19 protein-coding genes are annotated in these 22,980 nt (G+C 65.1%); 7 read left to right on the top strand and 12 right to left on the bottom strand.

Annotated elements, in window-relative coordinates:
- Positions 1-118 precede the first annotated feature (118 nt).
- The 3 genes from QQ658_RS01915 to QQ658_RS01905 all read left to right on the top strand — a co-directional run bounded on the left by QQ658_RS01915 (position 119) and on the right by QQ658_RS01905 (position 5,050).
- Positions 119-1,966 (top strand): 2-oxoacid:acceptor oxidoreductase subunit alpha, encoded by a 1,848-nt coding sequence (locus QQ658_RS01915; protein WP_286026000.1) that lies wholly within the window; start codon positions 119-121, stop codon positions 1,964-1,966.
- Positions 1,959-3,038 (top strand): 2-oxoacid:ferredoxin oxidoreductase subunit beta, encoded by a 1,080-nt coding sequence (locus QQ658_RS01910; RefSeq protein WP_286025999.1) that lies wholly within the window; start codon positions 1,959-1,961, stop codon positions 3,036-3,038. The genes QQ658_RS01915 and QQ658_RS01910 overlap by 8 nt, the downstream gene beginning before the upstream one ends.
- A 77-nt stretch (positions 3,039-3,115) precedes the next feature.
- A complete protein-coding gene (locus QQ658_RS01905) occupies positions 3,116-5,050 on the top strand; it encodes a M13 family metallopeptidase (RefSeq protein WP_286027012.1) in 1,935 nt (644 codons plus the stop codon).
- Between the two features lie 73 nt (positions 5,051-5,123).
- Here QQ658_RS01905 and QQ658_RS01900 read toward each other — a convergent pair whose 3' ends face one another.
- Positions 5,124-5,759 carry an AMIN-like domain-containing (lipo)protein gene (locus QQ658_RS01900; RefSeq protein ID WP_286025998.1) on the bottom strand — a complete coding sequence of 212 codons (636 nt, stop codon included), beginning with the start codon at positions 5,757-5,759 and terminating at the stop codon, positions 5,124-5,126.
- A gap of 257 nt (positions 5,760-6,016) precedes the next feature.
- Between QQ658_RS01900 and QQ658_RS01895 the strand changes: the two genes are divergently transcribed.
- The 4 genes from QQ658_RS01895 to QQ658_RS01880 all read left to right on the top strand — a co-directional run bounded on the left by QQ658_RS01895 (position 6,017) and on the right by QQ658_RS01880 (position 9,353).
- Complete coding sequence (locus QQ658_RS01895) at positions 6,017-6,406, top strand: DUF805 domain-containing protein (protein ID WP_286025997.1); 390 nt, start codon at positions 6,017-6,019, stop codon at positions 6,404-6,406.
- Between the two features lie 161 nt (positions 6,407-6,567).
- Positions 6,568-7,587 carry a FecCD family ABC transporter permease gene (locus QQ658_RS01890; protein WP_286025996.1) on the top strand — a complete coding sequence of 340 codons (1,020 nt, stop codon included), beginning with the start codon at positions 6,568-6,570 and terminating at the stop codon, positions 7,585-7,587.
- Positions 7,584-8,378, top strand: a complete 795-nt coding sequence (locus QQ658_RS01885) for an ABC transporter ATP-binding protein (protein ID WP_286025995.1) — start codon at positions 7,584-7,586, stop codon at positions 8,376-8,378. The genes QQ658_RS01890 and QQ658_RS01885 overlap by 4 nt, the downstream gene beginning before the upstream one ends.
- A gap of 171 nt (positions 8,379-8,549) precedes the next feature.
- Positions 8,550-9,353 (top strand): ABC transporter substrate-binding protein, encoded by an 804-nt coding sequence (locus QQ658_RS01880; RefSeq protein WP_286025994.1) that lies wholly within the window; start codon positions 8,550-8,552, stop codon positions 9,351-9,353.
- 21 nt (positions 9,354-9,374) lie between these two features.
- Here the strand turns inward: QQ658_RS01880 and QQ658_RS01875 are convergent, their stop codons facing one another.
- Genes QQ658_RS01875 through nuoE form a run of 11 tightly spaced genes read right to left on the bottom strand, consistent with a single transcriptional unit; the run spans position 9,375 to position 22,980 of the window.
- Positions 9,375-10,340, bottom strand: a complete 966-nt coding sequence (locus QQ658_RS01875; protein ID WP_286025993.1) for a polyprenyl synthetase family protein — start codon at positions 10,338-10,340, stop codon at positions 9,375-9,377.
- Between the two features lie 2 nt (positions 10,341-10,342).
- Entirely contained in the window at positions 10,343-11,893 is a 1,551-nt protein-coding gene (gene nuoN, locus QQ658_RS01870; protein WP_286025992.1) for an NADH-quinone oxidoreductase subunit NuoN, read from the bottom strand.
- Positions 11,893-13,422 (bottom strand): NADH-quinone oxidoreductase subunit M, encoded by a 1,530-nt coding sequence (locus QQ658_RS01865; protein WP_286025991.1) that lies wholly within the window; start codon positions 13,420-13,422, stop codon positions 11,893-11,895. Before QQ658_RS01865 ends, nuoN begins: the two co-directional genes overlap by 1 nt.
- Before the next feature lie 14 nt (positions 13,423-13,436).
- Positions 13,437-15,323 carry an NADH-quinone oxidoreductase subunit L gene (gene nuoL, locus QQ658_RS01860; RefSeq protein WP_286027011.1) on the bottom strand — a complete coding sequence of 629 codons (1,887 nt, stop codon included), beginning with the start codon at positions 15,321-15,323 and terminating at the stop codon, positions 13,437-13,439.
- Positions 15,324-15,354: 31 nt separating this feature from the next.
- Positions 15,355-15,654: an NADH-quinone oxidoreductase subunit NuoK gene (nuoK, locus tag QQ658_RS01855; protein WP_286025990.1), complete on the bottom strand. Its 300-nt coding sequence runs from the start codon at positions 15,652-15,654 to the stop codon at positions 15,355-15,357.
- Positions 15,651-16,568 carry an NADH-quinone oxidoreductase subunit J gene (locus QQ658_RS01850; protein ID WP_286025989.1) on the bottom strand — a complete coding sequence of 306 codons (918 nt, stop codon included), beginning with the start codon at positions 16,566-16,568 and terminating at the stop codon, positions 15,651-15,653. The genes nuoK and QQ658_RS01850 overlap by 4 nt, the downstream gene beginning before the upstream one ends.
- Positions 16,565-17,116, bottom strand: coding sequence for an NADH-quinone oxidoreductase subunit NuoI (gene nuoI / locus QQ658_RS01845; RefSeq protein WP_286025988.1), 552 nt, complete (start codon positions 17,114-17,116; stop codon positions 16,565-16,567). The genes QQ658_RS01850 and nuoI overlap by 4 nt, the downstream gene beginning before the upstream one ends.
- Complete coding sequence (gene nuoH, locus QQ658_RS01840) at positions 17,116-18,468, bottom strand: NADH-quinone oxidoreductase subunit NuoH (RefSeq protein ID WP_286025987.1); 1,353 nt, start codon at positions 18,466-18,468, stop codon at positions 17,116-17,118. Before nuoH ends, nuoI begins: the two co-directional genes overlap by 1 nt.
- On the bottom strand, positions 18,465-20,894 hold the full coding sequence (locus QQ658_RS01835) for an NADH-quinone oxidoreductase subunit G (RefSeq protein ID WP_286025986.1): 2,430 nt from the start codon (positions 20,892-20,894) through the stop codon (positions 18,465-18,467). Before QQ658_RS01835 ends, nuoH begins: the two co-directional genes overlap by 4 nt.
- Positions 20,891-22,231, bottom strand: a complete 1,341-nt coding sequence (gene nuoF, locus QQ658_RS01830; RefSeq protein ID WP_286025985.1) for an NADH-quinone oxidoreductase subunit NuoF — start codon at positions 22,229-22,231, stop codon at positions 20,891-20,893. Before nuoF ends, QQ658_RS01835 begins: the two co-directional genes overlap by 4 nt.
- Entirely contained in the window at positions 22,228-22,980 is a 753-nt protein-coding gene (nuoE, locus tag QQ658_RS01825; RefSeq protein WP_286025984.1) for an NADH-quinone oxidoreductase subunit NuoE, read from the bottom strand. Before nuoE ends, nuoF begins: the two co-directional genes overlap by 4 nt.

Here is a 22,980-nt window from a genome sequence, read left to right as displayed (position 1 = left end):
GCGGCCAGGTTTTTCGCAACAACTATCGTAGAAAAAGCGTTGGAGAGGTTGCGCGACCTCTCGAAGGCTGCGCCAACTGGTGCGCGCGGCCTCATGTCCGCGAATTTGGAGGTTACCGGTGCCCGAGCAAGTCAGCAGGGTGGTCGTGCGGTTTGCTGGTGATTCTGGAGACGGTATGCAGCTCACCGGCGGCAGGTTCGGTACCGAATCGGCGCGGCAGGGCAACGACATCGTCACCTTGCCCGATTTTCCTGCCGAGATTCGGGCCCCGCAAGGCAGCCTCGGGGGCGTCAGCAGCTTCCAGGTGCACTTCGCGGACCGGGACATCGTGACCCCCGGCGAAGATCTCGATGTGTTGGTGGCCATGAACCCCGCCGCACTGAAGGTCCATCTGCGGGCACTGCGCCGAGGCGGGGTGCTGATCACCGATTCGTCCGAGTTCACCAAACGCAACCTCAACCACGCCGGATACACCTCCAACCCACTCGAGGACGACGGCTTGGAGGCCACCTATCAGGTGGTAACCCTCGATCTGACCAAGACCACGGCTCAGGCCGTCGAGGGGCTCGGGCTGGGCCGCAAGGCCATCTCCCGGACGCGCAACATGTTCGCGTTGGGCCTGGTCAGCTGGCTGTTCAGCCGCGACATGACCCCGACCAGAGAATGGTTGGCGCACAAGTTCGCGTCCAACCCCGACGTGCGCGACGCCAACCTGGCAGCCCTGGAGGGCGGCTGGAACTATGGCGAGAACACCGAGACCTTCGCCGTGCGCTATGAGGTGGCCCCGATCGCCCAGAAAGCTGGCCAGTACCGCCAGATCTCCGGCAATCAGGCCACCGCGCTCGGTTTGCTGGCCGCCTCGGTGGCGTCCGGATTGCAGTTGTTCCTGGGCGCCTACCCGATCACTCCGGCATCGGATCTGCTGCACGAGCTGAGCAAACGAAAAGGGTTCGGCGTCGAGACCTTCCAGGCCGAGGACGAGATCGCTGCGGTCGGCGCGGCCCTGGGCGCCTCGTTCGGCGGAGCCCTCGGGGTCACCACCACCTCGGGGCCGGGCCTCGCACTCAAGCAAGAGATGATCAACCTGGCCGTGATGACCGAGCTGCCGCTGGTGGTCATCGATGTGCAACGCGCCGGCCCCTCCACCGGTATGCCCACCAAGACCGAGCAGGCCGACCTGCTGCAGGCGATGTGGGGACGCAACGGTGAATCGCCGCTGCCGGTCATCGCGCCTGCTTCACCCTCGGATTGCTTCCGGGCCGCCTTCGAGGCCTGCAAGCTCGCCATCGAGCGCCGCACTCCGGTGATCATGCTATCGGACGCATACCTGGCCAACGGTTCGGAGCCCTGGCTGGTTCCGGAAGCGGCGACCTTACCCGGTATCGATCCGGGTTTCGCCACCGAGCCGAACACCGAGCAGGGCACGTTCGCGCCGTACCGGCGTGACCCCGAGACCCTGAACAGGCCCTGGGCGTTGCCCGGCACGCCGGGCCTGGAGCATCGTATCGGTGGCCTGGAGAAGTCGAACGGCCTGGGCTCTGTCAGCTACGACGCCGACAATCACGATCTGATGGTCAAGCTGCGCGCCGAGCATATCGCCCGCATTCCGGTGCCGGACGTCGGCTGGGACGATCCGAGTGGGGTCGCCAGGCTGGCCGTCGTGGGCTGGGGATCCAGCTGGGGAGCCATCACGGCCGCGGTGCGCAGGGTGCGCGAGCTCGGCGTCCCGATCGCCCAGATTCATCTGCGCAATCTGAATCCCTTGCCGGGCAACCTTTCCGATCTGCTGCACCGCGCCGATCGGGTGATCGTCCCCGAGGTCAATCTCGGCCAGTTGACCACCGTGCTGCGGGCCAAGTATCTGGTGGACGCCAGAAGCTGGTCGAGGATGCGTGGCCTGCCGCTGAGCGTCAGCGAGTTGACCGAATATCTGTTGAGTGAAGTGGAGGAGGTTCAGCATGCCTGAGCCCATCGCATCGTCGGCGAGCCCCGGCGGCCTGCATCAGGTGCCGCTCGCCATCAATCCGCTGAAACGCAAGGATTTCACCAGCGACCAGGAGGTGCGCTGGTGTCCGGGCTGTGGCGACTACGCGATCTTGAGCACGGTGCAGGGGCTGCTGCCCGAGCTGGGGATCGCCCGCGAGAACACGGTGGTGATCTCGGGCATCGGCTGCGCGGCGAGATTTCCGTATTACGTCAACAGCTACGGCATGCACTCGATCCACGGCCGGGCCCTGACGATCGCCACCGGCCTGGCCGTCACCCGACCCGATCTGGCGATCATGGTGGCGACCGGCGACGGCGACGCGCTGTCGATCGGGGCCAATCATCTGGTGCACGCGCTGCGGCGCAACGTGAACATCACGGTCGTGCTGTTCAACAACCGCATCTACGGCTTGACCAAGGGCCAGTACTCGCCGACCAGTGAGCTGGGCAAGGTCACCAAGTCGAGCCCCGACGGATCGTTGGACACCCCGGTCAACGCGGTCAGCCTGGCGTTGGGCGCCGAGGCCAGTTTCGTGGCCCGCAGCATCGACTCCGACCGGACGCATCTGACCGCGACCCTGCGCGCCGCATTCGAGCACCGCGGATCCTCGCTGGTCGAGGTCTACCAGAATTGCCCGATCTTCAATGACGGAGCATGGGACGACCTGACCGGCCCCGACTCGGATGGCGTCATCAAGCTCGAGGCCGGCGAGCCCGTGCTGACCGCGGGCGGAGATTTCGGGGTCGTGCAGGCCGCCGACGGCCATCTCGAACTCGCCCGCGTCGCTGAGGTCGGCTTGGACAAGGTGATTCGGCACGATCCTCACGCCGCCGACCCGACCCGGGCGTTCGCGCTGAGCAGGCTCACCGACTCCGGGGTGATGAAGCGCAGCCCGATCGGTGTCTTCCGCAGTGTCGAGCGTCCGACTTTCGATGACATGTCGCGCCAACAGATCGCCACCGCCCAGGGTGGCGCCCCCGACAGCGCGGACGAGAAGTCTGCCCAGTTGCAGGCGTTGCTCGCCGGGGACGATACCTGGATGGTCGCCTGATCTCGCAGATGGCGGAACTCATCGGGACGCCACGCTCCGTCGCGCATGGGTAGGCTGAGTCGGTGACTACCGAAGCATTGAATCAAGCTTTTTTCGATCGCGATGTGCGTCCGGCCGACGACCTCTTCCGGCATGTGAACGGCTCGTGGTTGAAGACCGCCGAAATCCCGGAAGACCGCAGCGGCTGGGGTGCCTTCCACGAGCTACGGGAGGAATCCGAGGCGGCGATCCGGCAGATCGTTGATGCCTGCACGCCCGACGGAGACCCGGACAGCACGCGAATCGCGAACCTCTACGCATCGTTCATGGATTCCGATGCCGTCGAGGCGCTCGGCGTCGCTCCCCTCGTCCCGCTGCTCGAAAAGGTGGACGCGATCAGTTCGGTCGCCGAGTTGGCACACTTCTGGGGCTGGTCGGCCAGGCGCGGCATCGGCGCCCTCGTCGATCTCGACAACGATTCGGACCCCGGCAATCCGGCCCGCTATCTGCTGTTCGTCGGCCAGTCGGGCATCAGCCTGCCGGACGAGGAGTACTACCGGCTACCCGAGCACGCTGAGATCCGCGAGGCCTACCTTGCGCACATCGAAGCGATGCTCACCCTCGCCGGCTTGCCGGACGCCGCCGACCAGGCCCGCCGGATCTTCGAGCTGGAGACCAAGGTGGCCGGTTGCCATTGGGACAAGGTACGCACCCGCGACATGGTGCAGATGTACTTCCCGCAGACCTGGGAGGAGTTCTGCCGGCTCAGCCCCGATCTGGCCTGGGACGAATTCCTGGCCGGGGCGGAGCTGCCCGCCGAGGCCGTCGCCGAGGTCGTCAACTGCCAGCGCACCTTCCTGCCCGACGTCGCATCCCTGGTGAATGCGGACGCTCTGGACGACTGGAAGGCGTGGGAACGCTGGCAGATCATCGACGCGCTCGCGCCCTACCTGACCGGCGCCATGGTGAACCAGAACTTCGAGTTCTACGGCAAGACCCTGCAAGGCATCCCGGTGCTCCGCGAACGCTGGAAGCGCGGTGTCTCGCTGGTCGAAGGCGTGCTGGGTGAGGCGGTCGGGCGCATCTACGTGGCCGATCACTTCCCGCCCGCCACCAAGGCCCGCGCCGAAGAACTGGTGGCGAATCTGCTGGAGGCCTACCGGCAGTCGATCTCCACGCTGGATTGGATGACCGACGACACCCGCGCCGAGGCACTCAAGAAGCTCAGCAAGTTCCGCGCCAAGATCGGCTACCCGAATCGCTGGCGCGACTACTCTGCGCTCGAGTTGACCGCGGACGATCTGCTGGGCAATGTGCTGCGCGCCGAGAGCTTCGCCTTCGACTATATGATTCATCAGCTGTCGGGCCCGATCGACCCCGAGGAATGGCTGATGTACCCGCAGACCGTCAACGCCTACTATCACCCGCTGCGCAACGAGATCGTCTTCCCGGCCGCCATCTTGCAGCCGCCGTTCTTCAACGCGGACGCGGACGATGCCGTCAACTACGGCGGCATCGGCGCGGTGATCGGCCACGAGATCGGCCACGGCTTCGACGACCAGGGTTCCACCTGCGACGGAGACGGCAGGCTGCGCAACTGGTGGACCGACGAAGACCGTGCGGCGTTCGAGCAGCGCACCAAGTCGCTGGTCGCCCAGTTCAACGAACTGGCCCCCGCCGAGGTGCCCGATGTGCACGTCAACGGTGAGCTCACCCTCGGCGAGAACATCGGCGACCTAGGTGGCCTGCAGGTCGCCTACCACGCCTGGCGGATCGCGGTCGGCGACCACGATCCCGAACCGGTCGACGGCATCCCCGCCGCCCAGCGGCTCTTCTACGGCTGGGCGCAGACCTGGCGCACGATCATGCGTCCACAGGCCCTCAAGGAGCGGCTGGCGACCGACCCGCACTCCCCCGACGAGTTGCGCTGCAACCAGACGGTGCGCAACATCAACGAGTTCCATGAGGCCTTCGGCACCCGGCCCGGAGATGAGCTATGGCTCGAGCCGAGCGAGCGCGTCCGAATCTGGTGACCTCACCGCCAGCATCAGCAATTCGGTCCCATCCGGTCGTCCCCGGGTGGGACCGGTTGTTTTCGGTGCACCATCACTCTTCGATGTCGATGACCAGGCGGCCCGGATCGTCCAGCGTGGATACGGCGAAGCCACGTTCGGCGTCCAGCCCGATCCATACCACCGAGTCCCCTTCGAAGACCGGATCGACATAGACGCCGGTCACATTGCCCTGGGCTGCCGACGGCAGCACACCACTCGGCGGGTCATCGGACGTGGGCGGGAACAGCTGCCCCCGGACGATCACCCTGAGATAGGCGTCGGCTCCCAGGTCGATGGGATCGCCCTTGCCCTGAGTGGCCGGGTCTTGTTCGTAGCTGGTCAACCAGGCCAGATCCGAGATCTGACCGCCGGTGAACTCGACCACCACCCTGTCGAACCCATCGTGGTCGCCGACACGGACATCGGTCATCTCGAAACCATGAGCCGACGATGAACCGGCTGCCTCGGTCGGGGTCGTGTCGTACGGGGTCTGGGGTGTCGAAGGCTCCGGCACGGCAGGTGACGACGTCGACGCGGAAGAGGCATCAACCGAACCCGACGGAGTCTGTGGCGTCGATGACGCCGAGGTCTGATCGCTGGTAGCCGGGATGTCGTTGGGTTCGCCGGTGCAGGCGGCGAGTCCGACCAGGACTGCAATGGCGCTTGCGCACAGATAATGACCCTTCATGCGCCAAGCCTAGTGGCTCGGCGTCCGGCACCAGTGGTCCACATGCCGCAATGCCGCGAGCAAGTTGCAGGTCGGCAAGTCGACAAGCCCGAGATTCGACTACCGCCGGTGATCGCGACAAGCTGAATGGCTACCGGGATGTCTGGCCCGGCGTCCGGCTAGGCTCATTGATCAAGGCTCCGCTGTACATCGAGCCGCCCGCCCTGCGGGCGCTTAACTCAAGAAGAGAACCGTCGCCCTTCACCAAAGGAGAGCACATGAACAACATCATCGATTCTTTGAAATACACCCTGTCGAAGTACATCGTCTTCGACGGACGCGCCAGCCGGGCCGAATGGGGCACCTGGGTTCTGTCGTGCTTCGTCATCAACTTCGTGCTCGGCATCTTGGTGAATCTCACGATGAACGCGAACGGCAACTCACCCTTCACCATCGTGGTGAGCTTGTTCGGCCTCGCGATCCTGCTGCCGTCGATCACGGTGAGTGTCCGCAGATTGCACGACACCGGCAAGAGCGGGCTCCTGGTGCTGCTGAATCTCATTCCGTTCATCGGTCAGATCATCGTGCTGATCCTCTGCCTGATGGCGCCGACCCCCGGCCCGAACCAGTACGGCGCCCCGGTGACCAACGGAGCCTCCGCCTACTGACCCGAGCCCCCATCACGAAGGCCTGGTGTGCACGTCTGTTCCTGGATGTGCACACCGGGCTTTTGTTTGCCCCTGTCCGAAACCGCCGCGGTTTGATATTGAGAATCATTATCCTCTAGTCTGCTCGCCATGACATTCGCGTTGATTCTGATTGCCGCGTCATGACACTGACACGCACACAGATCCGTCTGCTGGTGGCACTTGCCGTGCTCGTCGCGGCCGCCGCCCTCGTGGGAGTATGCATCGGACCGGTCGGTGTCCCCATGACACAGGCCTTGCGGGCTCTTGGGCACCTGGCCACCACGAATATCGGAGCAGGCGCGCAGGACGCGCTCATCACCCAGATCCGGCTGCCCCGAATCCTCATCTCGATTCTGGTGGGCGGTGGTCTGTCCGTCGCAGGCGCCGCGATGCAAGCGGTGTTCGGCAATCCTCTCGCCGAGCCGGGCATCACCGGGGTGTCGGCCGGTGCTGCCGTGGTCGCGGCAGCATTGATCGTTACCGGCGCTGTGAGCGCCACGTCATGGGCACTTCCGGTCGGAGCCTTCGCCGGCGCCCTCGCGGCCAGCGCCATCGTCCAGATCATCGGGTTCGGACGGCGAGGCGCCTCGACAGCCTCACTTCTATTGGTCGGCATCGCCCTGAACTCGTTCCTGGGTGCGCTCACCGCCGCGCTGATAGCCAATGCCGTCAATTCGGAGGATGCCCGCTCGGCGATGTTCTGGCTCAATGGTGACCTCACCGGAGGCACCATGGCCGACGTCACCATGGTCGCCCCGCCGTTGATGGTCGGCGTAGCAGGGACGCTGTTCTTCGCCCGCGAACTGAACATGCTGGCACTGGGACCCACTACTGCGCAGTCGAGTGGGGTCCATGTCCGCCTGGTCTCGAACCTGGTCCTGGCGTTCGCCGCGCTGGCGACCGCGTCCGGGGTGGCCGCCACCGGCATCATCTCATTCGTCGGCCTTGTGGTGCCTCATCTGGTGCGCTTGCTATTCGGCTCCGATCACACCTTCCTGCTGCCTGCCTCATTCATGCTGGGAGCCATCTTTCTGACCGCGGCCGACACCGCGGCAAGGATGATCTTCACACCCGTGGTGCTCCAGACAGGCACCCTCACCGCCCTGATCGGTGCCCCCTTCCTGCTATTTCTCGTCCTGCGTAGGCAGGCAGCGCGATGACATCGGCAGGGTTGCGGGCCACGGGTCTCACGGTTCGCTATGGGGTGCGGACCATCGTCGACGACCTGACGCTCGATATTCGTCCCGGCCGGATTCACGGGCTGATCGGGCCAAACGGTACCGGGAAGTCGACTCTTGTCAAGGCTCTGCTGGGGCTGGTCGACTATCAGGGCACCGTGCGGGTGGGCGGGATTGACCTGCGCAGCATGAATCCACGCAGCCGTGCGCGCCATCTCGCCTACCTCGCACAGCACACGATTTCGGCTGCCGACTTCACCGGACGACAGCTGGTCGAGTTGGGACGCTACGCGAGAAGGTCCCGGTTCGCTGCGATCGATCCGGACGAGCGCCGCGCCGTCCAACAGGCTCTGCGGATGACCGGCGCCGACAAATGGGCCGAGCGTCCGGTAGCCGCGACCAGCGGCGGAGAACGCCAACTCACCGGCCTGGCTCGAGCCCTCGCCCAGGACGCTCCGGCGCTCATTCTCGACGAACCGGTGTCTGCCCTCGACATGACCCACCAAATGGCTGTGCTGTCGCTATTGCGGCCCTGGCTGGAGTCCGACCCCCACAGCCGACTGGTCCTGGTCGTACTGCACGACCTGTCGCTGGCGGCCCGCTTCTGCGACGACCTCGTGCTGCTGGCTCCCGGGCCAGCAGGTGCCACCTTGGCCGCCCAGGGCCGACCGGACGAGGTATTGACCCCGCGCTTGCTGCGCATGGCCTACGGCATCGACACCGATATTCGCATCTCACCGGTCACCGGTGCCCTCGACGTCACACCGTTGTGACACCCATCAGAAAGGAATCAGATGAAAGCATCTCTTCGCGCTCGGTTGCCGAGAGCAGGCTGGGCGCTGGCCCTCGGGACAGCCCTGCTCGCCGGGTGTTCCTCCGGCACCTCAGCCACGAATTCACCTTCACCACACGACACCTCGCCGACCGCAGCGTCCACTGTCGTCATGCCCCAGCGAATCATCGCGGTCACCAGCGAAACCGCCGACATGGCGCTGCTGTTGGCCGGACCGGATTCGATGGCCGGGATAGCCGCCGGCTCGCAATCCCCCGCAATGGGTATGGTTCCGCAGCTGGCCCAGCAGGTGGAGAACACCTTGCCTGCCGGGATCAATCCGGACGCCGAACAGATTCTCTCGTACCAACCCGATCTGGTGCTGACGACCTCGCGGCATGGCGGCGAGAAGAGTGCGGCCGAGCAGCTGGCGGCCGCCGGCGTGCCGATGATCGCGTTCGAATCGGCCGACTTCGGCACCCCGGAGGCCTACGCCGAGGCATTGCTCAAGGTCGGCGAAGCGGTTGGACAGCAGTCGGCGGCCGAGGACTATGCCGACCGGTTACGTGAATCGATCGCCGAGATCGACGCCCAAAAGTCCGATCAACAGCCAAGCGTGCTCGTCTTGATGGCGCGGGGCGGAAATGTGATGGCCATGGCGTCGGACAATATGCTGCCCGGCCTGGCCCTGCGTGCCGGTGCCACCGACGCGGCAGCCGCTGCGGGCATCACCAGCACCGGGGCCATCGACGCCGAAACACTTGTCAGAGCCGACCCCGACATCATTCTCCTGGAGAACTTCCAGGGAGCAGGCGAAGAACCTTTCGATGAGCTTCTTTCCGGCACCGCGGTGGCAGAAGTACCGGCGATCGCGACTCACGACGTGCATCTGATCGAGATGACCGAGGCATCCTCGGTGGCAGGGATCAATCTCCCGACCGGCTACCAGAAGATCATGGACATCATCTCGAAGTAGGCGATTACCCGCTTCGCTGGGCTAGGACGAGCGGGTGACGACCTCGTCGCACAGCCTGGCGAGCGCGTCCTTGGCGTCGCAATCGGGCAGCGGGGCCAGATAGCCGCGCGCGTTATCGGCTCGCCGGGTGATCTCGTCCCTGGTCCGGTCGATCACCGAGCTGGCCCGCAGCGCCGCCAGGGCTTTCGCGAGTTCGGCGTCGTCGTCCAGGCCGCCGGCGATGAAGCGGGCGAGCTGCCGATCTGCGGCGTCGTCGGAGGACGCCAGCAGCAGCGTCGGCAGTGTCGGCACGCCCTCCCGCAGATCGGTGCCGGGGGTCTTACCGGTCTTCTCCGAGACGATGTCGATCAGGTCGTCCGACAGCTGGAAGACCATGCCGATCTCGAAACCGAATCGGGCCAATGCCGCCAGGCTCTCGTCGGAAACCCCGCCGATCATGCCACCGAACACCGCCGAGGTACGGATCAACGAGGCGGTCTTGCCCGCGAGCACCTTGAAGTGGTGGTCAACGGGATCCTCACCGGGGCCGGGCCCCGCGGTTTCGGCCATCTGCCCTTCGACCAGCTCGGCGAAGGTGCGCGCCTGCAGATCGACGTAATCGACACCGAGGGTCGCGACCTGGCTCGATGCCTTCGCGAACAGGTAGTCCCCGACCAGGATGGCCGTCGAATTGCCGTAGCGCTGGTTGGCGCTCGTCACTCCGCGCCGGAGTTCGGCCTCGTCCATCACGTCATCGTGATACAGACTGGCGACGTGGGTGAGCTCCATCACCAGGGCTGCACTGACCAGCCGATCCACATCGAAGTGATCGCCGAGATGAGCGGCGGTCACCACCATCGCTGGGCGGAACCGCTTGCCTCCCGCCGAAATGACATGATCGGCGGCATTGGTTACGAACGAATATTGCGAAACCGTTGCCTCCAACAACTTGTCTTCGATGACGGCAAGCTGGGATGCAACGGTTTGCGCAAATTGTTCGTCAGCCATTATCAGCGTATGAATCCTGCCGAGTTGATCGCGATGTCCAACAGCGGGCCGGGTAGCACGCCAAGAAGTAGCGTACCGATAACGCCGATCCAAATCACCACCTGGGTCCCGATTCCCGGGCTGACCAGTGCGACCTCGGTGCTCGGCGCCTGGCCGAACATGATCCAGACGACCCGGAAGTAGAAGCCGGCGGTCACCAGGGACGCGATCACGGCGATCAGCACCAGCCAGGAGTAGCCGCCCGCCCAGGCCGCGGAGAACACGGTCAGCTTGCCGATGAACCCGCCGGTCAGCGGAATACCCGCCATGCTCAGCAGGAAGATCGTCATCAGCACGCCGAGCAGCGGATCTCTGCGTCCGAGCCCTGCCCATGCTTCGAAGCTGGTGGCCTCGGCACCCGAGCGGCGCACCAGGGTGACGATCGCGAAAGCACCCACCGTGGCCAGACCGTAGGCGGCCAGGTAGACGAAGATGGACGACACCGAGCCGCTCCAGCCCTCGGCCAATCCGTTGGCCGTGGTCACGGCGCCGATGACGCCGACCAGGATGAATCCGGCGTGCGCGATCGACGAGTAGGCCAACAGCCGCTTGGCGTCCGACTGCAGCAGGCCGGCGAACGAACCGACGACCATGGTCGCCACGGCGACCACCGCGAGAGCAGGCTGCCAATCCCAGCGCAGCGAGCCGAGCGCCACATAGAGCAGCCGTAGCAGACCCAAGGCAGCGGCCAGCTTCGTGCAGATGGCCATGAATGCGGTGACCGGGGTCGGAGCGCCCTGGTAGACATCGGGCACCCAGTTATGGAAGGGCACCGCACCCATCTTGAACAACACGCCGACCGTGACCAGGCCGAGTCCGGCGAGCAGCAACCACGGCGACTGGGCACCGGCCTGAATGGCGATGTCGATGTCGCGGAAGTGGAACGAGCCCGCGTATCCGAAGGTGAGCGCCACGCCGTACAGGAAGACTCCGGAACTCAAGGCGCCGAGCAGGAAGTATTTCAGCGATGCCTCCTGGCTCAGCAGCCGACGCCGACGCGCCATACCGCAGAGCACATACAGCGGGAACGACAAGACCTCAAGCGCGACGAACATCGTGAGCAGATCATTGGCGCAGACGAAGACCATCATGCCGCCGATCGAGAAGAGCAGCAGCGGGAAGACCTCGGTCTGCTCCTGGCGGGCGGCGATGGCTTCACGCTCGGCCTGCGAACTGGGCGCCGCCGAAGCGCTGGGTGCGAACGGCGATTCCCCGCCGCCGACCCGCCGGTCGGCGAAGAGCAGCACCGCAAGCGCACCGAAGAACAACAACAGCATCCAGGCGAGCTGTGCCGGACCATCCACGCTCAAGGCATTCATGGCGGTCAGCTGAGGGGCCGAGGCCAGCCAATCGACCAGCGTCCAACCGAAGGCCGCGACCAGCACCAGCAGAGTCCAGCAGGCCTGAACGGTCGGACGAACCAGCCGGGGAACCGCACCCTCCAGGACGATGGCGATCGTGCCGCCCACCAGCACCAACAAGATCGGTGCGGCAGGCAGAAACTCCTCGATCATCACTTTCCTCCCATCGACCCGGGCTGCGGATCGGTCATGCCAACGACATTCATGGTCGCCGTGGCCGTCTGTTCAACCACGTTGATCATCGGCTGCGGGTAGAACCCGAACAGCAACAGCAGCGCGATCAGCGGGGCGATCACGAGCCTCTCGCGAGCGTCCAAGTCACCGGTGACGGTCTTGGTCACCTCGGCGGTGGGCTTGCCGGTGAACACCCGCTGATAGGCCCACAGCATGTAGACCGCAGCGAGCACCGTACCGAGCACCGCGACGATCACGCCCACGAGCTGACGCGGATAGGCACCGGTCATGATCGAGAACTCACCGACGAAGTTCGCGGTACCGGGCAGCCCCAGCGTCGCAAGTCCGGAGAACAGGAAGACCCCGGCCAGCAGCGGGGCCAGCTGCCGCACACCGCCGAAGTCCGCGATCTCGACCGAGCCGCGCCGATTCAGCAGGAATCCGACCGCCACGAACAGTGCCGCGGAGCTGAATCCGTGAGCCAGCATGTAGAAGATCGATCCGCCCATCGACGTGGTGGTGAAGGCGAAGATGCCGAGCACCATGAAACCGAAGTGGCTGATCGAGGTGTAAGAGACCAGCCGCAGCAAATTCTTGCTGGTGATGGCCAACACGGCACCGTAGATGATCGAGATCACCGCGAGCGCCACGACCAGCGGGGTCGCCCACAAGGACGCGCCGGGCAGCATACCCAAACAGATCCGGATCATTCCGAAGGTGCCGATCTTGTCGAGGATGCCGACCAGCAGTGCGCTTGCCCCGGGCGCCGCCTGCTCGGCGGTGTCGGGCAGCCAGGTGTGCACCGGCACCATCGGGGCCTTGATCGCGAATGCGATGAAGAAACCGACGAACAGCGCTTTCTGGGTTGTCTCGTCCAACGGCAGGCCCGCGAAGTCGTCGATGAGGAAACTGGGCGCGCCGGCCGCCGAGGTGACACCGTAGACACCGATCACCGCGAACAGCATGATCAGGCCGCCGGCCAGCGAGTACAGCAGGAACTTCATCGCTGCCCTGCCCCGCTTGGCTCCGCCCCAGCCGGTGATCAGGAAGAACATCGGGATCAGCGTTGCCTCGAAGAAGATGTAGAACAGCAGCACATCGGCCGACATGAAGACGTACAGCGCGAAGCTTTCCACCAGCAGGGCGAGCGCGCCGAAGACGTTGCCGCCCCAGCGGGGTTCTTCGTGTCCGGTAACGGTCTTGGTGTCCAGCGTCCATTCGGCGCCCAACACGACCGGCACCAGGAGCACGGTCAGCAGCACCATCGCCCGGCCCATGCCGTCCAGCGACAGCGCATACCAGGCGCCGATCTGTGGGATCCAGGAGATCGTCTCCGACAGATCGGACGAGCCTGCGGCGAAGAACGCCCAGACACCGAGGGCCAAGGTGACCAGCGAGCCGACGAAGGCCAGCTGCTTGCCGGTCTTCGCTTTCGCCACGAATGCGATCAGCGCGAAGACCAACGGCACCAGGCCGAGGATCGTCAGCAAGGGGATCGAGTTATCCATCTGAGCTCCTCCCCTCAGGCCAGCCGGCCGAGGAACAAGACAGCGCCGACCACGATGACACCGATCACCATCGTCAGGCCGTAGTTTCGGGTGTATCCGCTTTGCAGCTTGGCGAGCACCCCACCGATACCGGTCGCGACGGTCGCGGCACTGCGCACTCCGCCGTCGATCAACACGTCGTCGACCAGCGCCACACCTTGGGCCGCCTTGCCGCCACCGCGCACGAACACCGCGTCGTTGAACTTGTCGGCGAGCAGATCGTTGCGTCCGATATAGACGATCGGGTTGAGGGTGCGGGGCTGCTCATAGCTGATCTGGCCGCGGTAGGCCAGGTAGCCGATGGCCACACCGAGCAGCACCACTGCCAAGGTGACCCAGCCCTGCCACGGGATGTCCCACAGCGTGGCGTCGTGGGGATGCCCACCGGTCGGCGGAGCCAGCCAGTGCTGGATCGCGGTGTTCAAGACCATGCCGAGCACGGCGGCTCCGATCGACAGCACCACCAGCGGGAACACCATCACCTTCGGCGATTCGTGCGGGTGGACGCCGTCGGCCCAGCGCTTGGTGCCGAAGAAGGTCATCATCATCAGGCGCGTCATGTAGAACGCGGTGATGCCTGCGCCGAGGATCGCCAGCGCGCCGAAGTACCAGCCACGATCCCAGGCGGCGACCACGATGTGGTCCTTGGAGTAGAAGCCGGCGAACGGCGGGATGCCGATGATCGCCAGGTAGCCGACCGCGAACGTCCAGAACGTCCAGGGCATCGCCTTGCGCAGCGCGCCGAAGTGCCGCATGTCGGTGTCGTCGTTCATGCCGTGCATGATCGAACCGGCACCCAAGAACATGTTCGCCTTGAAGAAGCCGTGGGTGAACAGGTGGAAGATCGCGAACGCGCCGCCGGCGGGCCCGATGCCCGCGGCCAGCATCATGTAGCCGATCTGGCTCATGGTCGAACCGGCCAGCACCTTCTTGATGTCGTCCTTGGTCGACCCGATCCAGGCACCTGCCAGCAGCGTGACCACGCCGACGATGCAGACCGCCAGCGAGGCGGCGGCCGTCAGTTCGTAGATCGCATGGCTGCGCACCACCAGGTAGACACCGGCGGTGACCATGGTCGCCGCGTGGATGAGCGCCGAAACCGGGGTGGGACCCTCCATGGCGTCCAACAGCCAGGCCTGCAACGGTACCTGAGCAGACTTGCCGCAGGCTGCCAGCAGCAGGAACAAGCCGATCGCGGTCAGCCAGCCAGGGTTTGACTCGCCGACCGATTGGTTGACCTCGGTGAAGTTCACCGAGCCGAACAGGCCGACCATGGTGAACAGTGCCATCAGCAGGCCGAGGTCGCCGACACGGTTCATCACGAAGGCCTTCTTGGCGGCCAGCGCTGCCGAGTGACGTTCCTGCCAGAACCCGATCAGCAGATAGGACGCCAGGCCCACACCTTCCCAACCGAGAAAGAGCAGCGCGTAGTTGTCGGCGAGCACCAACGTCAGCATGGCGGTGATGAACAGGTTCAGGAAGGCGAAGAACAGCCGCTTGTTCGGATCATGGGCCATGTAGCCGACCGAATAGATGAAGATCAGCGAGCCGACGCCGGTCACCAGCAGCGCGAAGAGGATCGACAGTTGGTCGACCAGCAGATCGGCGCTCACCTGGAGCGTGCCGATGTTGAACCAGTCGAAGACCGGAACCTCGACGGCGCGCTCACCGGCCGGTGAGCCCAGCATCTGAAGCCACAGCACGAAGGCGATGGCGAACGAGCCGAGCCCGCCCAGCACGCCGAGCCAATGCCCCCAGGCGTTCGTGGCTTTACCGCCCAGCAGCAGGATCGCGGACACCAGCGCCGGTATCGCAATCATCAGCCAGGCGTACGAGAACAACCCTGTAGCTTCCACAGGGATAACAATTTCCAACGGACTCACCACTGCCCCCTCAGTGCTTCAGCTGGTTCTGGTCGTCGACCGAGGCCGAGCGGCGGGTCTTGAAGATGATCATGATGATGGCCAATCCGATGACAACCTCGGCGGCGGCCACCACCATCACGAAGAATGCCCCGACCTGTCCCAGCAGGTTGCCGTTGGCATAGCTGAATGCGACCATCGCGAGGTTGGCGGAGTTCAGCATCAGCTCCACCGACATGAAGGCGATCAGTACATTGCGGCGGACCAGGAATCCCAGCACGCCGATCGAGAACAAGATCGCCGATAAGACGAGATAGGCGTTCGGACTCATCGCTTCTCCTCAGAGGTGTCGGAGTCATCGCCGGAATCGTGGCCGGCGTCCCCGAGCGCCGGACGCTCCGGCTGGCCGGGATCGGCGAGCTCGTCGGCGGTGATGTCGGCTTCGTCGGTGCCTTCGTTCTCGTCTTCCACTTCGATGAAGTTGGTGATGGCGGCACGGTGCGCAGCCCGCAACCCGTCGTTCTCGACGATCGCCACACCGCGAATCTTGAGTGTGGGCGACACGGACTTCTCGGCGATCCGGCCGTCGGGCAGCAGGGCCGGGTATTCGACCGAGTTGTTGCGGGCATAGACGCCGGGGCCGGGCAGCGGGCCCGGATCCTTGCCGGTGTCCCCGAACTCCCGGGTCCTGCGCCGGGCCTTGTCGGCCTGGCCTTCGGCCTTGGTGAGCTTCTCGCCGTGGGCGAGCACGATGGCCGCCAAGGTGGCGATCATCAGCAGTGCCGCGGTGACCATGAACGCGAAGACGTACGGGCCGAAGATGATCTGGGCGACGCCTTGCACGTTGCCCGCGGAGTTGGCCTCGTCCAGGCCGCCGTTGCCGGTGACGATGCCGTTGCCGACGGCCAGGATCAGCAGCGCGGCAAAGGCGAAGACGAAGATGCCCGCCGCGACCCGCTGACCTTTCAGCGTCTCGATCAGCGAGTCGGTGGTGTCGACGCCGACGATCATCATGGTGAACAAGAACAGCATCATGACTGCGCCGGTGTAGACGATGATCTGCGCGACGAACAAGAACGGCGCGTCCAACGAGGCGTACAGGCACGCCAGCGCCACCATCATGCCTGCCAGGCTGATCGCGGAATGCACGGGTTTGCGGGCCAGCACCATGCCCAGCGCCCCGGCAACGGCAAGCAGCGCGAAGATCCAGAACGCGACTGCTTGCCCGGTAATGAGCGGAATCACTTCTCAGCCTCCTTGGCTGCGGGGTTGCCGGTCCGGGTGTCGAGCTGGCCGGTGGGCGGGAGCCCCAGGAAGTAGTCCTTCTCGTCATCGCCGAGCCTGCGCGGATGCGGGGGCTGCTCCATGCCGGGAAGCAGCGGCGCCAGCAACTGATCCTTTTCATAGATCATCAGCTCGCGGGTCCGGTTCGAGAACTTGAAGTCGTTGGTCATGGTGAGGGCACGCGTCGGGCAGGCCTCGATGCAGTAGCCGCACAGGATGCAGCGCAGATAGTTGATCTGATACACCTTGCCGTAGCGCTCGCCCGGGGAGTAGCGCTCTTCTTCGGTGTTGTCGGCGCCTTCGACGTAGATCGCGTCGGCGGGGCATGCCCAGGCGCACAACTCGCAGCCCACGCATTTCTCCAGCCCGTCCGGCCAGCGGTTCAGCTGGTGACGGCCGTGGTAGCGCGGCGCGGTGACCTTCTCCTGGCCCTTTTGCGGATAACCCTGTGTGAAGGTCTTGCGGAACATCGTTCTGAAGGTGATGCCGAAACCTGACCAGGCTCCCATTACAGTTCAGCTCCATTCGAGGTGGACGAGCGCCGCGCCGATCCGGACGCTGCGCCGACCGGTTCTTCGGTGCCGGTCGAGGTCACCACCTTGTTGATCAGTTTCTGACCGGGCATCGGTGGTACCGGATAGCCTCCCGCGAACGCGTCGAACTCTGCGTCCTCATCGGCTATCTCCGGCTCGGGTTCGGGTTCGGGCCCGCTCATCCAGATGACCGCGACCACCGCCGCGATGAACACGATCAGCGTGCCGATGAAGATCGGGTTGGCCCACCAGCCGTGTACCGATGCGCCGCGCACCAGGGCCAGCAGCACGATCCAGGCCAGGTTGGCCGGGATCAGCACCTTCCAGCCGAGTTTCATCATCTGGTCGTAGCGCACGCGCGGCACCGCGGCCCGCACCCAGGAGACCGTGAAGAACATGATCTGCACCTTGAGCACGAACCAGAGCAGACCGAACCAGCCCTGATCGACGAATGTGCCGGCCAGCGGCCAGGGCGCGTGGTAGCCGCCGAGGAACAGCGTCACGCACACCGCAGACACGGTGGCGACGTTGATGTACTCGGCGAGGAAGAACAATGCGTACCGGAATCCGGAGAAGTCGGTGATGTGGCCCGACACCAGTTCGGACTCGCATTCGGGCATGTCGAAGGGCTGACGGTTGGTCTCGCCGAACATCGAGATGTAGTAGATGACGAAGCTGGGCAGCAGCAACAGGCCGTACCAGCTGGGCAGCGGAATGGTGAACCCGAACAGATTGATGGGCTCCTGCTGGGCGGCGACGATCTGCGAGGTCGACATCGTGCCGGCGTACATGAACACCGCCACCAGCGACAGGCCCATGGCGATCTCATAGCTGATCACCTGGGCGGTGGCGCGCATCGAGCCGAGCAGCGAGTAGGTGCCGTTGGACGACCAGCCGGCCAGCACGAATCCGTAGAAGCCGACGCCGGCGATCGCCATCACGACCAGTGCCGCGACCGGCAGGTCGGTGAGCTGGAGCCTGGTCTCGACGCCGAACATGCGCACCGGGCCACCCAGCGGAATGACGGCCCAGGAGGCGAACGCTGCGACGCCGGTCAGCATCGGGGCGAGGCTGAATACCACCGCGTCGGTACGGGCCGGACGGAAGTCCTCCTTGAGCAGCAGCTTCACGCCGTCGCCCAGGGCCTGTCCCAGGCCGAGCGGTCCGTTCATGATCGGGCCCTTGCGGTTCTGCATCTTGCCGAGCACTCGCCGCTCGAACCAGACGTTGAAGATCGTCCAGGTCAGCAGCAGCACGAAGATGCCGACCACCTTGATCAGGACGATCCACCAGGGGTCATCGAGGAAGACAGTTTCCATTCCGGTCATGCCGCACCTCCTGCGGTAGTGACAACCGACACCTGAACCCGTTCGCCGGGGCGAACGTGCAGTAAACGGAGCAACTCGGCGCCGGAGTTCGTCGGCGCCCAGACCACGTCATCGACCATGGACGCGGTGATCTCGGCGGGCAGCTCGACGCTTCCGGCCTGCGTGCTGATCGTCACCGTGGTGCCATCGGCCGCTCCCAATTGCTCGGCGGTGGCCTGCGAGATACGAACCCGCGCAGCCGGTGCGGCCATCTTGAGGGTTTCGGCACCGTCCAGGCAGCGGGAATCGTCCACGGCCTGATGCCAGGATGCGAGCTTGAGGCCGTGTTGGCTCTCGCCTGCCCTGAGTTCGGACGCGCGCGCCGGCTGCGAGACGAAGCCGGGCCTGGCGCCCTCCCAGTCGCTGATCTCGGCGAAGGCGGCCTGGGCCTGCGGCGGAGTACGCATGCCCAGATCGGAACCGAAGGCGTCGGCCAGCGCCGCCAGCACCCGGACGTCGGTCATCACCGAGGGGGCCTTGGCATTGATGATGTTCACCGGACGAACGCGATGTTCCCAGTTGATGAAGGTACCCAGCTGATCCTCGAGCAGCGCGACCGGGAAGACCACGTCGGCGACCTCGGTCACCGAGCTTCGCCGCTGTTCCAGGCTGACCACGAAGACGCCGTCACTTGCCAGGGCAGCCTGCGCGGCCTCCGGATCGTTCATATCGGCCAGATCGACGGCCGCGGTGACCAGTGCCTTCAGTTCGCCGGACCCGGCCGCGGCGAGCATGCCCTCGGCGTCCAGGCCTTCGTCCTCGGGAAGATGGTCGACACCCCAGGCAGCCTGCAGGTCAACGCGAGCCGAAGCGTCGGTTGCGGGCCTGCCGCCGGGCAATAGCCCGGGCAGGCAGCCGGCCTCGAGGGCCGCCAATTCGCCTGCGCGACGCGGAATCCATGCCCAGCGCACGCCCTTGGCGGAAAGTCCGCGGATCTTCGCCAGCAGCCCGGGGGTAAGCGATGCCCGCTCCCCCACCAGCACGATGGTTCCTTCGGTGAGCTCCCCGGCGATCGAATCGAGCGCCTTCAGTTCCTCACCGGGAGCGGCCGCGACAAGTGTGGCCCCCATCTTCTTCGAACCGTTGGTCAGGAATGGTGCAACAGCGAGAACCTTCGTCCTGTTCTTGCGGTAGCCCTTGCGCAACCGCAGGAAGACCGCGGACGACTCCTCTTCCGGCTCGAAGCCGACCAGCACCACAGTGCCGGTCTTCTCCAGGTCGGCGAAGGTGACGTCCATCGGTGCTCCGGCGACATCTGCGGCCAGGAATCCTGCCTCGTCGGCCCCGTAGGCGCGGGAGCGGAAGTCGATGGAGTTGGTGCCCAGCACGGTGCGCGCGAACTTGGAGTAGGCGAACGCGTTCTCCAAGGTGAGCCGGCCACCGGTGAGCACTCCGGCAGCGGCACCGGCGTCTTTGAGTCCGTTGACCGCTGCATCGATGGCCTCGGGCCAGCTGGCGGGCTCCAACTTTCCGTTGCGGCGCACCAGCGGGTTGGTCAACCGGTCTGCCTGGCGTCCGTAGTAGAAGCCGAAACGCCCCTTGTCGCAGTTCCACTGCTCGTTGACCTCGGGGTCGTTGCCGGCCAGCCTCCGCTTCACCTGGAAGTGCCGGTGGTCGGTGCGCAACTCGCAGCCGGACGCGCAATGCTCGCAGGTGGTCGTGGTGGAGACCAGGTCGAACGGGCGGGCCTGGAAGCGGTAGTCGGCGCTGGTCAGCGCCCCCACCGGGCAGATCTGCACGATGTTGCCCGAGAAGTAGCTCACGTAGGGCCGTGATGCGTAGATGTTGATCTGGCTCAGCCCGCCGCGCTCGGACAGCGAGATGAAATCGTCGCCCGAGATCTGCTCGCCGAACCTGGTGCAGCGTTGGCAGAGCACGCAGCGTTCCCGGTCGATCAGGATCTGCGGCGAGATGTTCACCGGCTTCGGATAGGTGCGCTTGAGGCCTTCGTACCGGGATTCGCCGGGGCCGTGGCTCATGGTCTGGTTCTGCAGCGGGCATTCGCCGCCCTTGTCGCAGATCGGGCAGTCCAGCGGGTGGTTGATCAGCAGGAACTCGAGCATGCCTTCTTGATGCTTGGCCACCTTCTCGTTGGTTGCCGCGGTCTCGACGACCATGTTCGGCATCACCGCGAGCGCACAGGCCGGCTGCGGCTTCATCGGACGCCCGTTGCCGCCGTCGGGCACCTCGACGATGCACTGCCGGCAGGCCGCGACCGGGTCGAGCAACTCGTGGTCGCAGAACCGGGGAATCTCGATGCCCATCCGCTCCGCGGCCCGGATGACCAGCGTGCCCTTCGGCACGCTCACCTGAATACCATCGATGGTGGCGGTCACCAGATCCGGCTTGGCAACCTCAGCATCCGGCTTCTTGACGTCGGTGCTCACTCGCCTGCCCCCTGTCTCACAGCGATCTTCTCGCGTTCATACGGGAAGTAGACGCTCTTCTCGTAGGGGAACAGTTCCCACGCCGGGGTGTGATATCCGGCCTCGAACTCTTCCCGGAAATACTTGATCGAGCTGGTGATGTTGGCCACGAAGCCGTCGGCCAACGTGCAGAAGCTCTTCATCGTGACGTTGTCGCACAGGTCGAGCATCTTCTCGATGTCGCCCTCGCGTCCCTTGCCTTGCTCGAGGTTGTGCAGGGTCTGCACCAGCCACCAGCTGCCTTCTCGGCAGGGCGTGCATTTGCCGCAGGATTCGTGCTTGTAGAACTCGGTCCAGCGCAATGTGGTGCGCACCACCGAGACCGTCTCGTCGAAGGTCTGCAGGGCCTTGGTGCCCAGAATCGATCCGGCCGCCGAGACGCCCTCATAGTCGAGGTTCACGTCGAGTTGTTCGGGCGTGAAGATCGGCGTGGACGATCCGCCGGGCGTGAAGAACTTCAGCTGGTGACCGTCGCGGATTCCGCCGGCCAGGTCCAGCAGGGTGCGGTAGGTGGTGCCCAGCGGCGCCTCGTATTGACCCGGACGCTTCACATGGCCCGACACCGAGTAGATCGTCGATCCGGACGACTTCTCGGTGCCCATCGACTTGTACCACTCGGCCCCGCGATCGACGATCGCCGGAACCGAGGCGATCGACTCCGCGTTGTTCACCACGGTCGGCGAGGCATACAGGCCCGCGACCGCCGGGAAGGGCGGACGAAGCCTGGGCTGACCGCGGCGTCCCTCGAGGGAGTCGAGCAGCGCGGTCTCCTCGCCGCAGATGTAGGCGCCCGCGCCGGCGTGCACCACGATGTCGAGGTCGTAGCCGGTGCCGAAGATGTTCTTGCCGAGGTAGCCCGCGGCGTAGGCATCCTCGACGGCCTTGCGCAGCCTGCGGATCACGTGCAGCACTTCGCCGCGCACATACATGAAGGCGTGGTGGGCGCGCACCGCATAGCAGCTGATGATGGCGCCCTCCACCAGGGTGTGCGGGGTGGCCATCAGCATCGGCATGTCTTTGCAGGTGCCCGGCTCCGACTCGTCGCAGTTGATGACCAGATACTTGGGGTTCGGGTTGTCCTGCGGAATGAAGCTCCACTTGACGCCGGTCGGGAAGCCTGCGCCGCCGCGGCCGCACAATCCGGAATCCTTGACCAGGTTGATCAGGTCGTCCGGATTCATCGCGAGTGCCTTGCGAGCCGCCCGGTAGCCGCCCTGGTCCTCATAGTTGGCGATCTTCCAGGCCTCGGGCTGATCCCAGTTGTCGGTCAGCGTCGGGGTGAGGACGTCAACGCTCACTTGGACTCACCTCCATCGTCGGCTGCCGGTTCGGCAGGTGCAGGCGGAGTGGGCGATTTCCAGCCCTTCTCGCGAGCGATCTTGAGCCCGGCCAGCGAGGCGCCGGCTGCGGTCGGTCCTTCGTCGGCCAGCCCATCAGAGAAGCCGGCCAGCACCCGCTCGGCCTCCGCCCAGCTGGTGATGTGCGCGCCACGCGTGGAGTGCACCTCTTTGCCTGCCTGCAGGTTGTCGATCAGCTCATTGGCCTTCTCGGGGGTCATCTGATCCATGAATTCCCAGTTGACCATCATCACCGGAGCGAAGTCGCAGGCCGCGTTGCACTCCAGGCGCTCCAGGCTGAACATGCCGTCGGGAGTGGTCTCGCCCTCGTCGATGCCCAGCTTGTCCTTCATCTGATCCAGCAGGACGTCGCCACCCATCACCGCGCACACCGTGGTGGTGCAAACCCCGATGTGGTGGTGTCCGGCCGGACGCCGCTTGTACATCGTGTAGAAGGTCGCGACCCCGTTCACCTGGGCGGTGGAGATGCCCAGCAGGTCGGCGCAGATCTTCACGCCGGCATCGCTGATGCGTCCATCGACCGATTGCACCAGGTGCAGCATCGGCAGCAGCGCCGAGCGCTGATCGGGATAGCGGGCCATGATCTCGCGCATCTCCGCGATCGTGGTCTCACCGATACTGGTCTGTTCGTCGTGCGTGTCGATACCCGAGGCATCATCGAATGCCGCGATGAACTCATGCCCGCTCAT

The organism is Propionimicrobium sp. PCR01-08-3 (assembly GCF_030286045.1).
GTDB lineage: Bacteria > Actinomycetota > Actinomycetes > Propionibacteriales > Propionibacteriaceae > Brooklawnia.
This window is presented reverse-complemented; position numbering and strand designations above follow the sequence as displayed.

Bases quoted from the DNA above. Each gene is read 5' to 3' on its own strand.
- QQ658_RS01875 (WP_286025993.1), bottom strand. From the start codon at position 10,340: ATGGCTGACGAACAATTTGCGCAAACCGTTGCATCCCAGCTTGCCGTC.
- nuoN (WP_286025992.1), bottom strand. From the start codon at position 11,893: ATGATCGAGGAGTTTCTGCCTGCCGCACCGATCTTGTTGGTGCTGGTG.
- QQ658_RS01880 (WP_286025994.1), top strand. From the start codon at position 8,550: ATGCCCCAGCGAATCATCGCGGTCACCAGCGAAACCGCCGACATGGCG.
- QQ658_RS01900 (WP_286025998.1), bottom strand. From the start codon at position 5,759: ATGAAGGGTCATTATCTGTGCGCAAGCGCCATTGCAGTCCTGGTCGGA.
- nuoK (WP_286025990.1), bottom strand. From the start codon at position 15,654: ATGAGTCCGAACGCCTATCTCGTCTTATCGGCGATCTTGTTCTCGATC.
- QQ658_RS01910 (WP_286025999.1), top strand. From the start codon at position 1,959: ATGCCTGAGCCCATCGCATCGTCGGCGAGCCCCGGCGGCCTGCATCAG.
- nuoE (WP_286025984.1), bottom strand. From the start codon at position 22,980: ATGAGCGGGCATGAGTTCATCGCGGCATTCGATGATGCCTCGGGTATC.
- nuoI (WP_286025988.1), bottom strand. From the start codon at position 17,116: ATGGGAGCCTGGTCAGGTTTCGGCATCACCTTCAGAACGATGTTCCGC.
- QQ658_RS01890 (WP_286025996.1), top strand. From the start codon at position 6,568: ATGACACTGACACGCACACAGATCCGTCTGCTGGTGGCACTTGCCGTG.
- nuoH (WP_286025987.1), bottom strand. From the start codon at position 18,468: ATGACCGGAATGGAAACTGTCTTCCTCGATGACCCCTGGTGGATCGTC.
- QQ658_RS01895 (WP_286025997.1), top strand. From the start codon at position 6,017: ATGAACAACATCATCGATTCTTTGAAATACACCCTGTCGAAGTACATC.
- QQ658_RS01885 (WP_286025995.1), top strand. From the start codon at position 7,584: ATGACATCGGCAGGGTTGCGGGCCACGGGTCTCACGGTTCGCTATGGG.
- QQ658_RS01865 (WP_286025991.1), bottom strand. From the start codon at position 13,422: ATGGATAACTCGATCCCCTTGCTGACGATCCTCGGCCTGGTGCCGTTG.